Here is a 15,037-nt window from a genome sequence, read left to right on the forward strand (position 1 = left end):
GATTTATCGAGAGAAAACAAAGCTATCTATCCCTTTTTTAGTGGCAAATAAATTACATTTAGTGTCTAATGTTTCACATTCCTGTAAAGGTATTAGGTCTCCTTCTTTTGAGAAAGTATATACAGAATAATCGTAACTATTTATTAACGAAACGAGGTTATTTGAATCTAACCCCATTTGGTTTAAGTTGTGATGATTAACTTCAAATAAAATATCTGGAGCTTTTGCTTTAGATAACAAGTTACTAGCACCCTTGAATGCGTTATATTCCCCACCATCAATATCACACTTTATTAAATCTACACTACTTAAACCTAATGACCTGATAATATTATCTAATGAGTCTACTTGTACAATTTCAAACTTATTTAATTCATTTAAAGATTTTATTAATGATTTTTGGCCCCAATTTTCTTCTGAATTATTATATAATTTTAGTGTTCCCTTTTCAGTTCCAACTGCATTATTCATTACTATTACATTTTTAACATCATTTAAAACTAGGTTTTTTTGTAATAATTTTATATTATCAGTAGACGCCTCGATTGAATAAACTGTCCCCTTTTCTCTTAGAGTTTTTGATAATAATAAAGTGTAATACCCTACGTTTGAACCAATATCAAAAACAATTTTACTATTTTTATAATTATTTATTATAAAATTACTCTCCATAATTTCATAATAACCATTATTAAATATTTTTCTTTGTAGATCATCCCGAAGGTACAAATTTATTTGAAATGAACAATCCTTAATTGCTATTTCCCTTGAAATTGGAGTCTTGGGAATATCATTAATATTAAGTATGACTTCTTTATTAACAACCCAATAAAAACATTTATTTTCTGTTTTATCGTATAATTTTACTGCCTTGTTTAATAAATTCAACTCGTTTAATTTATTTATAATTTCTTCTTGATAATGAAACGAAGATACTATAATTTTATCAACATTTTGAGTTATTTCGCTCAATTTTTCAGGAGGGTAGCACTTAATATTTTTTATTTTCGTTATTTCAGTATTCTTATCAATAATTCCTATAATATTGTCTATACACACATGATTTTTTTCTAATAATCTCAGTAATGTAATTGTATGTTCACCTCCCCCATATAGCATTATTTTAGAATGAACCAAATCTTTAAAGATATCAATTATTACTTTCTGTGTATAGTTTCTACTTTTTTTCATATAGCACCTCATAATAAATTACATTATAATTAACATTTTTATCCTTGCTCCCGCACTATCTCTAGCTTCATAGTTTGGTGTAACACCTTTAAACGCTATATTATTACATTGTTCATAGTTCATCCCTCTATAGACAACACCCTTATTTTGAAGTGTTTCAGTCCAGAAATAACTCCCAGGTAATAAGTTCCAATCAGATTTCGGTATTTTATTTAATTCCAGCATCTCCGAATTAACGATATAATAATCCCATTCAGAACTTTCCAACAAATTTATTTGTATAGTCTCTTTTATTTGATCAGATTTTTTATATCTGTTTAGTTGGTTTGTCAAGTCGATACTCCAACTAATATTTTTTTGCACATTTCTATCTGATATTAATTTCAATTTTTCACCGTCTTTATCAACCATGATTAAATAGAAATCACCGTTTGGATAATCATTAGATTGAGAAGATATAAATAATTTAGTCTCCTTTCCTAGACCACTAAATACACCTGGTTTATTAAAATTAGCTTTATAATGGCACCTAATTCTTTTCCCTATTTCTAAATCTCTGATTTCCGTAACTTCTTCAATATGAAAAACTCTAGCGTTGGCTTCAATTTCAATACCGTTAAACACAAAATGGTTATCATCTAGTAATTCTATAGTAATAAAATGCATCTTCTCTTCTAGGTTTCTTACTTCTAGAATTGGAAAATCAGGTTCAAAAATAAATTCAGTACTTTCATTACTTTTTGATGATACGATATATTCCTCATTATCTATCGTTACTTTTACTTTAGATGTGAAGTCATTACGAGTACCTGCGAATATCTTTATAGATGATCCACTAAATTTAAAGGAAATCGCTTCCGCATTTTTTCTCGTATTGTAGTAGATTTTAGAATCTACTCTATTGATATCATTGGAATATCTATGTGTGCTCCATCCTCTTGTATATTTAAATACCCCACAGTCTGAAGAGTAATATTTCCCTTTTAATGTTCTAAGTTTAGAATGGGTATTTAATTTCATTTCAGGAAGCAACTCGTTGTATATTTTTTTACAGATTATCAAATAACCACCGAATTCCTTAGTAATAATTCTAGACCGCGTTGTTATGTCATCAATAGTTTGAAGTTTCTTAACTTCAAATTGTAGCTTTTCATAATCAATTCTAGATATCGGTAAAATTATAAATTGGAAAAAATTATTATTCATTAATTTTTTCATACTTTTATCAAGTTTACTTAATAAATTTTCGAGCTTATTTATAGAATAATTTTCAGTTGCATTTGATATTTCTTCTATTATCCTACGGACTTTTTCATAAAGACCCTTAAAACTAGTTTCTTCTCTTTCCATCTTACTTATTTTATGAAGCGTTTTTTCTATAGGATGAGAATCTTTTAATGTATACCAATTCCTTTTTACAACTTTAATATCCAAGTATTTCTCTATAACTTCATTTAAATATAGAAAATTTGCACCTTCAATATTAGCCCCATTCTTAGTTGTGTTAATAACTTGAACATTATCATATATTCTTATTTTTTCTTCTAAATTTAATCGCATCTGATTTAATGACATATTTGTCTTTATATCTTTTCCATTAACGTCTTTTACTGTTAACACCTTTGTTAGGTCTTTTTCTTTTATTTCTGCATTTCCACTTTTCCCTCTACGAATTTCCTTTGAATAATAAAGGTTATCTTTAAAGGCTAAATTTTGGCCAACTAGAATAATAGGGTCTGCCTTCAGCTTAGCAAAAATTTCAAATGTGACAGTCGCAATTGAAAATGCATCATCAACTAGTTCTATTGGTCTATCACCATAATCAATATAATAAGGAGAGACAGTATCTTGTGTAGTAACAAAATGAAGTTTTGGCCCCTTATACTTTTCAACTGTTTCATAACCAACGCTAGTTCCATAGATCATTGGAACAGTATCAATATTCTTTTCTAGCATTGGCATAAATACTCGGTAGTTATGTTTTTGTGGATCATAAGTACTAACCGCATCAGGTAAGATATCACTGGCTATCAATGCTTTATTTGCTGAACCTACTGCAATAATATATGCTGTTCCATTTTTCTTAATTTCCCTAAGGTTTTCTAGCTCCTCATGTAAAGAAGGACCTGCCGAGACGATAATTACCGGTTTACCATAAAAAACTTCTTTCTTATCCATAAGGATGTTTGGAGATTTTATCGTTTCAGGTAAATTGATTAAGCTATTTAATGTCCATCTTTTTGAAAAATGAAGATCGGCAGTTAGTGACATGCCTCTTTGTTGAATTTTTTCCTTATATAGTTTCGTGAACTCTTCAATTTGTTCAGAAAAAGCTCTAGTATAGGATGGTAATATAACAAGTAAAACTTTACTATCATAATCATGTACTAATTCATTAATAAGTTGTTCCCAATAAATTGGGTCAAAATCCAGACATATATTATTGACCTTACTTAAAATAGTTGTATCAACTTTTCTTGTACATAGTAACTGATAAAATATTGCTGGAGATGGTTCATATATGGTGTACTTTTTATCAGGGTATTGATTTATGAACTCCTCAATGTGATAACCCAGTCCACAACCTAAGAAGACAATATGATTGTACTGATCTATTCCATTCCTATATTGATCCACTACCTTTTGAGCTTCTTTCAAAGGATTGTATTTACTATGAATTGAAAGTGGACGCCCATTAATATCTACTTCTAATGTTTTATCACCTGTCTTTGAATCCCCAATCTTCAATGGTTCTTCTGACAAAAAATTTTCATTTTTTACAATTAAATCTAATAGTAATTTATGATTATTTTTCAACTCTTTTTGATTACTTTTTATCATGGGATTCCTCCTGAATCACATTCCCTTTAATACAATAAATTCTCATTACATATCCAATCTCTAAGTTGTCTCTTAGTAATGACATCTTCTATTCTTGGTTTGTCCATTACAGAACAATGATCTATTTCAAGTTGACCTTTGTATTTTCGACCTTTGCCTCCGAATGGTGGTGGTAGGATATACATTTCTTTTGTTTCTATGGAAATTCTATATTCATCTTCTGTCATTAATTCTTCATATCGTTTTTCACCTGGACGTAGGCCAATAGTATCGATTAATATTTCCTCATTAATAAAACATTTATCTTTCATTTCCTCTATGATTACTTCCACTAAGTCCTGCATTTTTATAATTGGCATTTTTAATACAAATACCTCTCCTCCAAGTGCAATAGAATTTGCTTTTAAAATTAGTTGTATTGCTTGATTAGGAGTCATCATATAACGAAGCATATTGGCATTAGTTAAAGTAATTCTCTTATCGTTCAATATTTGTTTTTTAAATAGTGGAATAACAGAGCCCCTAGATCCCATAACATTTCCAAAACGAACAGATGAGAAGATTGTCTTGTTTGGTCCTTTTTGATATTCAGCGGCAGATATTAAACGTTCTGCAGTTAATTTAGTAGCTCCATACGTATTTGTTGGTGAAATTGCTTTATCAGTACTTGTAAATAATACTCGTTTCACCTTATTTTGAACAGCTGCTTGAATAACATTTTGTGTTCCTAATACATTAGTTTGAACTGCTTCGAATGGATTGTATTCACAAGCTGGAACATGCTTCATTGCTGCTAAGTGAAATACATAATCAATATCTTCCATAGCACGTGATAATCGTCTTTCATCACGTACATCACCTATTAAATAGCGAATATTATCATGAGCTAAATAATCTTGGTGCAGTTCAAATTGCTTATGTTCATCACGACTAAAAATTCGAATTACTTTTGGACTATGTTGCAATAATTCTTTAAGTAAATGTTGGCCAATTGTACCAGTGCCACCAATAATTAAAATACTTTTATTTCTATATAATGACATACAAACGTTCCCTACCTTTTATAGTAAGTTTTCCCTTATACCTACACTATCTATTGTCATACTTATACGAACTTTAAGTTTTTCTAGCATATCCATGATTTCATATTGGATAATATCAGCTATTAATACGTAGTCTTTATGTTCTAATGCATCTGATATATGATTAAGTTCTTCATCAACACTTGAGACTATTTGTAAATATTCATTCCAATTTCTTATATTATGCTTTAGACGGTCTACCGATACGATCATATGAGTAATCCATTGAAGTCCTTCAAGTAATTGATCATATTTTTTCCACGTTAAATCCGTTGGTGTGTTATAAAATTCTTCAGCTAATAATTTAATTTCTGGCACTGCTGAGTTTATATATTTTTCTGTCGACAGTAGAATATCATTTGTTAATTCACTGACAGATTTACAAATAACCCGAATTTCAGAAATCCCATTAATATTTTCTAAAAGATAACTATCATGATTCTCATAAACCTCTTTACCATCTACTATCAAGTGGCTAAAATAGTTATCTCCTTCTTCGACTTTTTTATTAATTTTTAAGATTATATTATTAATTTCATTAATATTATTTTTATACTCAAAGATTTCTTCTTCGATAATTAAAAACATTCATATCCCTCCAAAATAAGTGATACCCTACAATATATTTTATCGGATTTTGTTGAAAAATGTTTAGTAGTTTACTGGAAATAAAAAAGTGCTTCCCTTATAAACGGGAAACACTCTGTTTTTAATTAGTAATTATCCTAATAACTGTAGAACAGATTGTGGTTGTTGGTTAGCTTGAGCAAGCATAGACTGAGAAGCTTGAGAAAGAATGTTATTCTTAGTCATTTGCATTACTTCACGAGCCATATCCACATCACGAATACGAGACTCGGCAGCTTGTAAGTTCTCAGAAGAGTTATCTAAGTTAGAAATTGTATGCTCTAAACGATTTTGGAATGAACCAAGGTTTGAACGTTGAGCTGAAACTGCTTCAATTGCGTTATTAATTACTTGGATAGACGCTGAAGCTTCTGTATGGTTTGCTACACTTAAACCTGCTGCTGTTTTATTATTACTTGTACCGTTAGATACACCAGACGCAGCTGCAAATTTTGCACCAGTTACATCCTCAGCACCTTTTCCTGTGTTCAATGCAGAGATAGAAGCACCTGCTGTAGCATTTGCACCGCTACCACCTTGTAAACCTAATGACTCGGCAGTCATACTCTTAATTTCGATAGTCATACTTTGACCTTGATTAGCACCGATTTGGAATGTAGAACTAAATCCAGCTCCACCAGCTCCACTAACATTTAACATTGGCTGAGTGTTAAACTCAGTTGTGTTAGCAATACGGTTGATCTCAGAAGTTAATTCGTTGATCTCTTTTTGGATCTCGTTACGGTCTACACCTACATTAGTATCGTTTGCTGCTTGTGTAGCTAGTTCACGCATACGTTGTAGAATGTTTTGAGTTTCTTGTAAAGCACCTTCAGCTGTTTGGATCATAGAGATACCATCTTGTGCATTACGAGAAGCTTGGTCAAGACCACGGATTTGCGCTCTCATTTTTTCAGAGATAGCTAGACCAGCAGCATCGTCACCAGCACGGTTAATACGAAGACCAGAAGAAAGCTTCTCCATAGAGTTTTGCATTGCATTTTGGTTCGCGCCCATTTGACGGAACGTATTTAACGCAGGGATATTATTGTTGATAATCATAATGAATTTCCTCCTTGAAATTATATTGTTTTTTTACTCCAGCCACATCCTTGTGATTGGAAAGGTTGGTCTATTGGGAAAAAGTCGGCCGCCTTTTTCTCTAATGACCTTTACATATATATTATCGGATCGATTGATTGAATGTTTAGTAGTTTTATAAATTTTTTTGATGTTTTTTGGCGATTTTTCACCTGAAAATTTTTCCAATAAAAAAAGCATCACTCATTATTGTGAATGATACTTACATTGATTACCTAACTGGATCGACCCAACCGCTTCGAATCGCTTTTATCATTGCGTCTGTGCGGTCGTTTGCACCTATTTTTTTTAGTAGGTTACTAATGATCGTGTTTATCGTTGTTGGTGCTAAATACATTTTCTGTGATATTGTCCGGTTGTTATAGCCATCCAGAATGAGCTGTAGTGCATCTTTTTCATTTTCAGATAGCTTAATATGTATACGGTCATGACATAATAACAGCTTTTTGATTGGCTTATTTGAAGATTGGCTCTCATCAATTTGCTTCGCTAACTCTCTTTGGAAAGAAGGTTCTAGAAAAACTCCTTCCTTTAACAAGTCCTTCACAACTATCGGACAGTATCGTATAAAGTAATGTAAAGTAACAATTCCGCTAATCGGAAATGATAAATATTGGAGTACACGCTGTACGGAATGGCCAGTTACTAAAAGGATTGGAACCTCCAGATTATTTGACTTTGCCATTACCTCATGAATTACTTTCTTATTTTCATTATAATCGCCATCTATATAACAAATAATGAGATCATATACGTCAAGGTGTTCAGGAATAGTATGCTGTATCGATACGGAAGTATGTAAAACACTTTCCACATTCCTTATGCTATTTCTTGAGATCGTTTCAGTTATGTCATAAAAGAGGATTTGCTTCGTTTTATTAGACTTATTTGAGTAAGTTGTCTGCAAGGTTAACCCTCCCAAGTGAAAGAAAGTAAAGTGAACATGCTTTAAAATTATCAAAAAAATACAATTTTTGACATAGTTCGATAGTCACAACTTCCTCTAACGATGAAGCAGTTAATTAACAGACAGACTATCGTGAGCGAGGATTTAGGTATGAGAATTTTTTTCCATTAAAACTAAACTAACCGATCCTAAAATACCAATTTACTCTTCACGATTTTGTCAAACCTTATTTATCTAAAGCTTTTGTTAATTGCTTTAGTATGTCTACCGATGCATGTGCAGCTTCACTATTTTCTTTTTGTATCGCTAAATATATTTCTTTACGGTGAATATCAACATTACGAGGGGCATTGATTCCAAGTTTTACTTGGTCTCCTTCAATGCCGATCACTTTCACTTCTATATTGTCACCTATTTGAATCGATTCATTCAGTTTGCGAGTAAGAACAAGCATTGTTTACCCCTCCTTTTCACCAGTAGCTGTAAGTACATCACCTAACGGATGCTTTGTTTTGTATTCAGAATCATTCAATGCAATTTGCTTCCCTTTTTGTTTTTTACCGTTAATCACAATTGGACCTTGCAAGTTCGCTGTTGATTCTGCCCAAGTTTCACGTACAGTAAGGATGACGAACAACGCCACGTCCTCTTGATCATTTATTTCTAGCTGTTCAATGACACTATCTGAAAGCTTTGCTTCATAGTTAGGGAAAAATTGAAATGGTGTCATGACAACAAAGGCAAGTCCAGGCGTATTGACGGATTGCAAAATATAAAATGGGCTCGGTTCATTACTAAAAGGTAGTAGAACAAATTTTTTCTCATCCTCAAAGCTTGGTACACCATGTTCAAACGTAATAATATTTTCCTCATTGATTTCTATTTCACCTGAATATTTTGTTTCTAATTTCATTTTTTATCACTCCATATTACGTCATTATAAGCCACGATCGACTTGATTACCTGTAACAGAAAAATGTATTGCGTTTTTTTGTTGTATATATACATTACTTTGCCACTTTGGAATCGTTATATCCGGTTCGTTTTTATGAAAACGTATGCTTGGCTCTGGCCAATCCGCTTGCACGCGAACTTCCGAAGGGACATGGTCAATTTTCACTCGAAACGGTTGTGGAACAGTAGATACATTATACGATTTTGGTGCTCTTTCGCCGTTCTGTCTCGCTACGTTAGCGATTGCATTTCCTCCATTTTCTATACTTTTATATTGTTCACCCTCACGCATCGTTTTAGCAATATATTGGTACACTTTTTGCTTAGTAGAAGAATGCCATTCGTTCGATCGGCGTAATGGCCCTTTTAAGTCAGCATCAGCAAACGCTTCCGTTTGATTTATGAATAGCTTCGCTGCTGTTGAGCTAATACGCAAGTTTCCGTTAAGCTCCTGCTTTATTTCCATATCAGCTGGACGTTGACGGATTGTCATTTCTGGCCGTTGCGATGCAATACCAGTTATCGCTCGCTCTGATTGAATATGATAGCGTGCTAGTTCCATTGTTCCCCCTCCTTTTTCTATTTAACAATTTCAACAAAACTCCTGCAATTGTGTCATGCAGGAGTTTTGGATTTGTTCTATTATTCTAACAGTAGCGCTCATCGTGCGACGACTGCAACTATTCTACCTTAAAAAGTCCATTAATGTCGGTTGCATAATACGTCCCATTGAAGACAAGGCCGCTCTATGAACATTTTCTGAAGAGAGTAGATTTGTAATGACTTTTTCTATATCTGCATCTTCGTTGTTAGAGAGAATTCGTCTTGCGATAACCTCTTGTTCCTTCATGCGGTCATCAATCATTTCAACACGATTATAGCGAGCACCGAGTTCAGCTCGTTCGTTTACGACTTTATCAATTTGACGATCAAAGTTTGCGATTAGTTCTTCTAGCTCCTTACCTGTTGCTGCAGGATCATTGAGCGCTTTTTCAAGCTGATAAATATCGCCGAAGAAATCTGTAGAAAACACGTTGCTAGGGTTAATGTTCGTTGCCACATTTACCCCTTTTAATAGTTCGATTTCTACTTTTTGCGTATTCGTTGACACAGAGTCTAGTCGCGATACGACAAACTGGCGTTCTTTAAGATCCTTCGTATCTGTCACTGTTTCTCCAGCATTATTCACATACGTATGTGCGTGTGTAAAGCTTTCTGGATTCCCTTCGCCATCGACAGCTACTGTAATCGATTTATTAGGATTATTAACGTCTTGAAAAATATAGCCGTCATCATTTTTTTCAACAAGCTCGTATCTTCCACTATTATGTGTCAATACGTGAGTAAATGGGACAGCCTCATCTGCATTAAAGTTCGGTAGATCAGCTAAAGCTTCCTCAATTGCATTAAAACCAACATTCATTTGATCAGCGTCGAGCGGTGCATTTGTCGTATTCGTTCCGTTAAAAATATATTTATTATTTGCCTTCGTGTTTGCTAATGATTGAAGATGCTCACGAAGCTGCTCAATTTCTTTTGAAATGTTGGCACGCTGCGTAGATTCGTACGTATCATTAGATGCTTGTACTGCTAATTCGCGAATACGGTGCATCGTGCTCGTCACTTGATCTAACGTCGCATCGGCATTTTCCATCCAGTTGTATACTTCTGTCAAGTTACGATTAAACTGTTCCGTTTCCACCACTTGCGTACGGTAACGCATCCCATTCATCGCAATAACCGGGTCCTGGGAAGCACGCGAGATTTTTTTCCCTGTCGCTAATTGGTTTTGTATATCATGAAGCGTTTGATAGCTTTGACTTAAATGTCTTAAGGAACTATTTGTTAACATCGATTGCGTTACACGCATCACGGTTCACCTACTTTATCAATATGTTACTCTATGAAAAATCTTAACGTCCAACGACGCCCATTCTATTAATAATAATATCTAGCATTTCATCGATCATTGTAATGTTTCTTGCAGCTGCATTATACGCATGCTGAAACTGAATCATATTCGTCATTTCTTCATCTAACGAAACACCCATCACTGATTGACGACGGTCTTCTACAGAGTCCCGTAGTGTCTCTGTATTTTTCATCATTCGGTTTGCTTCATTTAAATCTACTGCCATATTACCGATGACACTTTGATAAAAGCTTTGTACGTTCGTTGTTGATCCACCAAAGCTCAAGTTTTTATCTTTCACGTTTGCTAATGCAAGCGCGTTAGATCCATCCCCGGCAAAGCCCTCTGATAACGGTTCATTAGGGTTACTCGTAAATCCAGATGCAGCGATATTATCTAGCTCCTCTATAATCGCGCGATTTACTTGAAGGAATTGTGCCGCTCCCTTCATATTATCACTACTAATGTTCGCATTTTCTGCAAATGTGAAGAATGGAATCCCCTCTCCATCATTGGCTTTAACTCCTGCTTCAATTTCAGATAAGCTCCATCCTGAACTATGGACAGCATTCAACTCTTCAACAAAAGTGAATACCATTAAGTCCAAGTTTGCCATCATTTCAGGATAATCGCCTCTTACTTGTCCATTTCTATCAATATATCCATGCGTTTCAATCGTTGCACGGAGCGCGCCAGGAGAACGAAAAGCATCGAGATTATTCATGTGTACAACACCAGATGTTAAATCTTTTATTTCACTCGCATTCTCTACTTGGTTTAGCGCTCTTTCATTAGCTACGTGTAGCCCCTGTACTAATCCATCATCCGAATAAGAAATGTGCAGCTCCGTTCTCTCTAGTCGAGCGCCATCTACTAACGTAACACCCATATCACGACCGTGTTCATCCGCTAGCTTAATCGTATATCTTCCAGTTGCTTGTGGACTTGCATTTCCACCACTACTTACCGTTTCCACCGTCACGTTCATAAACCCGGATAATTCATCAACGAGAAGGTCACGTTGGTCATACAAATCATTCGGTAAAAGTCCGTGTGGCTCCACTTGAGATATTTGCTTATTAATGTTATTAATTTGGCGAATTAACGAGTTAATACGGTCTTGCTGCACACCAATTTCACTACGATAATCCTCTTGAATCGCTTGTAATGATTGATACGTATATTGGAATGTTTCTGCAACAGCAATTCCTCGTTGTCTTACGACAGAGCGGGCACCAGCATCTTCTGGATGCACAGATAAATCTTGTAAAGACTGCCAAAAGCGATCCATCGTGCTAGCTAGTCCACTTTCAGTAGGCTCGTTCATAATGTCTTCCATTTTTTCAAGAGCGTTATGACGCGCTGTCCAGTACCCGTTCTTATTGTTTTCAGAACGGAACTGTGTATCTAAAAAGGCTTCACGAATACGCTGTACTTCTCCAGCCTTTACCCCTGTTCCAATTTGCCCTGGCATATTCGGCATGTTAAACGCTGGCGTAGGAAACGCCTCAGTTGTAGAAAAATTAACGCGCTGACGCGAATACCCCGGCGTATTTGCATTTGCAATATTATGTCCTGTTGTATGCAACGCAGATTGATGCGTTGTCATTGCTCTTCTCGCTGTTTCTAATCCATGAAATGTTGATGTTGCCATAATGTAATCTCCCCTATATGAATGCTCACTCTTCCGATTTGGAACGTAAGTCTACTTTTCACGTCATATTACGCTTTTGAATCAAATATCGATGGGCCACCTGCTTCAAAGTCATCATCGTGCTCACTTCTTTGATCGGGTCGACGATAGTTACCAAACTCTTTTTGTGGATACATTGCACCGAGAGACATGTTGACAAATCGTAAAGACTCTTCAATGAGCTGTTGATTTAATTCATTTTGCTGCTTTAACTTCTCAATTTCTGCCACGAGTTTTTCTTCTAATTCATGCAGTTCTTTTTTGTGTTCTGCTGGAAAAAGATCGATAAGCTCGTGCATCGTTACGTTTTCTTTCACAAGTCCCTTTTCCTGTAGCCACTGTTCGACAACGTTTCGTCTCGTAATCTCAAGCTTTTGAAGCTGCTTCACTAATACCGTTTCTTCCTTCATGAGCTTCTCTAAAGCAGGGATTTCTCCTTTTGTCACTACTGTTTGCTTTGCGAGGGCTTGTTCGTTTAACTTTTCATGGATTAACACGAGTCCTTGAAAAATTCGAATGATGCTCTGTACTTGGTCCATTTTCTCTCGCCCTCCTACTGCTTAATTAAACTGTTATTTTTCATTCCAAAAATCATAAAACTTTCTTGCTACTTCATTTGGGTTAACTTTATATTCCCCTTGTTCAATTTGTGCTTTTAGCTTCTCAATTTTTTCTTGGCGATCCACTGAGACTTGTGTTGACTGCTGCATTTGCTTTGCAGCTGACGAAATTTGTACGTCGTCACGTTTTTTAGCAACATCTTGGTTTTGTTTGACGTTTACTTCTTGCACTTTTTTATACGCATTAACAGAATGAATTGGATTTATTTTCATGCTCCGAACCTCCTTTAATAAGGTTATACAGTATATAATACCCATCTTTTTACGGTCAACTCTACATCGTTTCACGTTTATCTACTGTATATATCGGCCATAGAGCTTATAAGTTTAGTAAAAGCAATAAGAAATTTATATATTTTTATTTCAATCAGTTTCATAAATAGACTCAGAATAATATCCCTTATTATAAAATTTCTTGTTAACTTAACTTCGGTGTTTATTTTCACTTCAGGATACTCGCTTGTCTCGGGCAAGGCTTCAGCTAATCGGGGAACCCCACCCCGATGGATCTTCAGCTCTTGCTTTTCCCGTAGGCGTCTCGTACCATTTCGTTTCAATCAACACTAACTGTACAAAACTGTTTATTTATTGCTACTGAATGAATTCAATGAAGAGTGTTTTTGAGCGAATCTAATGCTAGCTATTTCCAGTCCCTCCATGCATTGTAGTCGTTGCAATGCTTTTGAAACTTTACTATGAGTGGTTTTTCTCATAGTAGCTAACCAAAAATTAGCCTATAACAAATACTTAAAGGCTATCTAAAAAAAGTGCTCCTCAGCTGGAGCACTTCACGTTATCTCATTTCTTTCTTTCATCACGAAACGTATGGTATGTGAGTGTTTCCTCGTTCTTCGTTCTTCTTAGTTTACGACCCTCAAAGTCTTTTTCTCTTTCTAACTGATTAAGTCCAGATTGTAAACCTTTCGCACAATCTTTACAGAGTCTTCCTTCCCGAATCGATACACCACATTTTTCACACGGATATCCTAAATTCGGAAACTGCGACAAATGGAGTCTTCCTTCGCGTATAAAACGCACGATTAAATCTTTACTAACCCCAGTTCCTTCATGCACTTCATCCATCGAAGCTCTTCTATTTTCACGCTTTCGTATGAATTTGTACACCTTCTCAAATTTATTTTCGACATCACGATAACATTCATCACATATTGGTCTTAACGCTTTTATAAACACTTTGCCACAGTTAGGACAATTCATTAAATCTGGCATTAAAAAGTCTCCTCCCCAATCCTTTTTAATTATATCGACAAATTTCCACAACATTTGAATAGGTCTTTCGACTCTCACCTGACCAAATTATTCCACTAAGCCTGCAACAGATCGTGCGACAGTTACAGCACCCACACTTTTAGCACCGGCACGATATAAAACTGTTGCCGCACTTCTTAAAGTCGCACCAGTCGTATAAATATCGTCGACTAGTAATATCTTTTTGTTAGCAATAGTTAATCCTTGTCCATCTTTTGAAAGAGTAAATGCTCCGTCAAGCGAGCGAAGCCGCTCAGCACGTGATCTTTTACTCTGTTTTTCTCCCACGTCACGCTTACTCACTTTTTCTAATAAAGATAGCTTGTTTGAAAAAGCCGCTCCAAGCACTTCAGCTTGATTAAACCCACGTTCCCATTTTCTTTTTTCACTTAAAGGTATATATGTCGCTATATCAAAATCACCTATTCTACCTGCTAACTTTTTTAGATGATGAGAAAAAATTTGATGCAACGCTACATCACCACGATATTTGTATCTCGCTAACAACTCCTGTAAAAACGGATTATATACATAAAGTGAACGATGAACAAAAGGTAATTCGTCCCACGGTTTTGTTTCCTTCCACCTTTCACAATCACCACACAAACTTGCTTTACCCTTTGATTTTTCAGCTGGCCAGCCGCAAACATGGCAATCAACATCATGTATTTGTCCAAGCTGCTCGTTACACTCCCCACATAGCTTCCTATATGTTTCAAAGCCAACAAACCAATTCCAACTTAACTTACTACTATATTTTTCATGACACCAAAGGCATCTTTCATCCCCATTTATGTCTATCGACCGCATGAGACGCTCCTTCCTTTCTGAGAGACCACT

General features: G+C 35.0%; 15 protein-coding genes. All 15 read right to left on the reverse strand.

Features of this window, described 5'->3' with window-relative positions; genetic code table 11:
- Positions 1 to 3: 3 nt before the first annotated feature.
- Positions 4 to 1,191, reverse strand: a complete 1,188-nt coding sequence (locus BCELL_RS17920) for an FkbM family methyltransferase (protein WP_013490187.1) — start codon at positions 1,189 to 1,191, stop codon at positions 4 to 6.
- Between the two features lie 18 nt (positions 1,192 to 1,209).
- Positions 1,210 to 4,032, reverse strand: a complete 2,823-nt coding sequence (locus BCELL_RS17925) for a motility associated factor glycosyltransferase family protein (protein WP_013490188.1) — start codon at positions 4,030 to 4,032, stop codon at positions 1,210 to 1,212.
- 26 nt (positions 4,033 to 4,058) lie between these two features.
- The gene (locus BCELL_RS17930; protein ID WP_013490189.1) at positions 4,059 to 5,075 is read right to left on the reverse strand and encodes a polysaccharide biosynthesis protein; all 1,017 of its coding nucleotides are present in this window, start codon (positions 5,073 to 5,075) and stop codon (positions 4,059 to 4,061) included.
- A gap of 18 nt (positions 5,076 to 5,093) precedes the next feature.
- On the reverse strand, positions 5,094 to 5,702 hold the full coding sequence (locus BCELL_RS17935; RefSeq protein WP_013490190.1) for a hypothetical protein: 609 nt from the start codon (positions 5,700 to 5,702) through the stop codon (positions 5,094 to 5,096).
- Between the two features lie 132 nt (positions 5,703 to 5,834).
- Positions 5,835 to 6,803: a flagellin N-terminal helical domain-containing protein gene (locus BCELL_RS17940; RefSeq protein ID WP_013490191.1), complete on the reverse strand. Its 969-nt coding sequence runs from the start codon at positions 6,801 to 6,803 to the stop codon at positions 5,835 to 5,837.
- Between the two features lie 250 nt (positions 6,804 to 7,053).
- The gene (locus tag BCELL_RS17945) at positions 7,054 to 7,749 is read right to left on the reverse strand and encodes a response regulator transcription factor (protein ID WP_013490192.1); all 696 of its coding nucleotides are present in this window, start codon (positions 7,747 to 7,749) and stop codon (positions 7,054 to 7,056) included.
- Positions 7,750 to 7,975: 226 nt separating this feature from the next.
- Entirely contained in the window at positions 7,976 to 8,203 is a 228-nt protein-coding gene (csrA, locus tag BCELL_RS17950) for a carbon storage regulator CsrA (RefSeq protein WP_013490193.1), read from the reverse strand.
- A 3-nt stretch (positions 8,204 to 8,206) separates the two neighbouring features.
- Complete coding sequence (fliW, locus tag BCELL_RS17955; RefSeq protein ID WP_013490194.1) at positions 8,207 to 8,662, reverse strand: flagellar assembly protein FliW; 456 nt, start codon at positions 8,660 to 8,662, stop codon at positions 8,207 to 8,209.
- A 24-nt stretch (positions 8,663 to 8,686) separates the two neighbouring features.
- Positions 8,687 to 9,265, reverse strand: a complete 579-nt coding sequence (locus BCELL_RS17960) for a DUF6470 family protein (RefSeq protein ID WP_013490195.1) — start codon at positions 9,263 to 9,265, stop codon at positions 8,687 to 8,689.
- Positions 9,266 to 9,388: 123 nt separating this feature from the next.
- On the reverse strand, positions 9,389 to 10,573 hold the full coding sequence (gene flgL / locus BCELL_RS17965) for a flagellar hook-associated protein FlgL (protein WP_013490196.1): 1,185 nt from the start codon (positions 10,571 to 10,573) through the stop codon (positions 9,389 to 9,391).
- 43 nt (positions 10,574 to 10,616) lie between these two features.
- Positions 10,617 to 12,269, reverse strand: a complete 1,653-nt coding sequence (gene flgK / locus BCELL_RS17970) for a flagellar hook-associated protein FlgK (protein ID WP_013490197.1) — start codon at positions 12,267 to 12,269, stop codon at positions 10,617 to 10,619.
- A gap of 68 nt (positions 12,270 to 12,337) precedes the next feature.
- On the reverse strand, positions 12,338 to 12,847 hold the full coding sequence (locus tag BCELL_RS17975; RefSeq protein WP_013490198.1) for a flagellar protein FlgN: 510 nt from the start codon (positions 12,845 to 12,847) through the stop codon (positions 12,338 to 12,340).
- Between the two features lie 33 nt (positions 12,848 to 12,880).
- Positions 12,881 to 13,141: a flagellar biosynthesis anti-sigma factor FlgM gene (gene flgM, locus BCELL_RS17980; RefSeq protein WP_013490199.1), complete on the reverse strand. Its 261-nt coding sequence runs from the start codon at positions 13,139 to 13,141 to the stop codon at positions 12,881 to 12,883.
- A gap of 585 nt (positions 13,142 to 13,726) precedes the next feature.
- The gene (locus BCELL_RS17985; protein ID WP_013490200.1) at positions 13,727 to 14,158 is read right to left on the reverse strand and encodes a TIGR03826 family flagellar region protein; all 432 of its coding nucleotides are present in this window, start codon (positions 14,156 to 14,158) and stop codon (positions 13,727 to 13,729) included.
- An 87-nt stretch (positions 14,159 to 14,245) separates the two neighbouring features.
- Positions 14,246 to 15,007, reverse strand: coding sequence for a ComF family protein (locus tag BCELL_RS17990; RefSeq protein ID WP_013490201.1), 762 nt, complete (start codon positions 15,005 to 15,007; stop codon positions 14,246 to 14,248).
- Positions 15,008 to 15,037 lie beyond the last annotated feature (30 nt).

This window comes from Evansella cellulosilytica DSM 2522, assembly GCF_000177235.2.
In the GTDB taxonomy this organism is placed as follows: domain Bacteria; phylum Bacillota; class Bacilli; order Bacillales; family Salisediminibacteriaceae; genus Evansella; species Evansella cellulosilytica.

What these genes read in the sequence shown, in the direction of transcription:
- BCELL_RS17920 (WP_013490187.1), bottom strand. Translation starts at nt 1,191, where the DNA reads ATGAAAAAAAGTAGAAACTATACACAGAAAGTAATAATTGATATCTTT.
- BCELL_RS17925 (WP_013490188.1), bottom strand. Translation starts at nt 4,032, where the DNA reads ATGATAAAAAGTAATCAAAAAGAGTTGAAAAATAATCATAAATTACTA.
- BCELL_RS17930 (WP_013490189.1), bottom strand. Translation starts at nt 5,075, where the DNA reads ATGTCATTATATAGAAATAAAAGTATTTTAATTATTGGTGGCACTGGT.
- BCELL_RS17935 (WP_013490190.1), bottom strand. Translation starts at nt 5,702, where the DNA reads ATGTTTTTAATTATCGAAGAAGAAATCTTTGAGTATAAAAATAATATT.
- BCELL_RS17940 (WP_013490191.1), bottom strand. Translation starts at nt 6,803, where the DNA reads ATGATTATCAACAATAATATCCCTGCGTTAAATACGTTCCGTCAAATG.
- csrA (WP_013490193.1), bottom strand. Translation starts at nt 8,203, where the DNA reads ATGCTTGTTCTTACTCGCAAACTGAATGAATCGATTCAAATAGGTGAC.
- fliW (WP_013490194.1), bottom strand. Translation starts at nt 8,662, where the DNA reads ATGAAATTAGAAACAAAATATTCAGGTGAAATAGAAATCAATGAGGAA.
- BCELL_RS17960 (WP_013490195.1), bottom strand. Translation starts at nt 9,265, where the DNA reads ATGGAACTAGCACGCTATCATATTCAATCAGAGCGAGCGATAACTGGT.
- flgL (WP_013490196.1), bottom strand. Translation starts at nt 10,573, where the DNA reads ATGCGTGTAACGCAATCGATGTTAACAAATAGTTCCTTAAGACATTTA.
- flgK (WP_013490197.1), bottom strand. Translation starts at nt 12,269, where the DNA reads ATGGCAACATCAACATTTCATGGATTAGAAACAGCGAGAAGAGCAATG.
- BCELL_RS17975 (WP_013490198.1), bottom strand. Translation starts at nt 12,847, where the DNA reads ATGGACCAAGTACAGAGCATCATTCGAATTTTTCAAGGACTCGTGTTA.
- flgM (WP_013490199.1), bottom strand. Translation starts at nt 13,141, where the DNA reads ATGAAAATAAATCCAATTCATTCTGTTAATGCGTATAAAAAAGTGCAA.
- BCELL_RS17985 (WP_013490200.1), bottom strand. Translation starts at nt 14,158, where the DNA reads ATGCCAGATTTAATGAATTGTCCTAACTGTGGCAAAGTGTTTATAAAA.
- BCELL_RS17990 (WP_013490201.1), bottom strand. Translation starts at nt 15,007, where the DNA reads ATGCGGTCGATAGACATAAATGGGGATGAAAGATGCCTTTGGTGTCAT.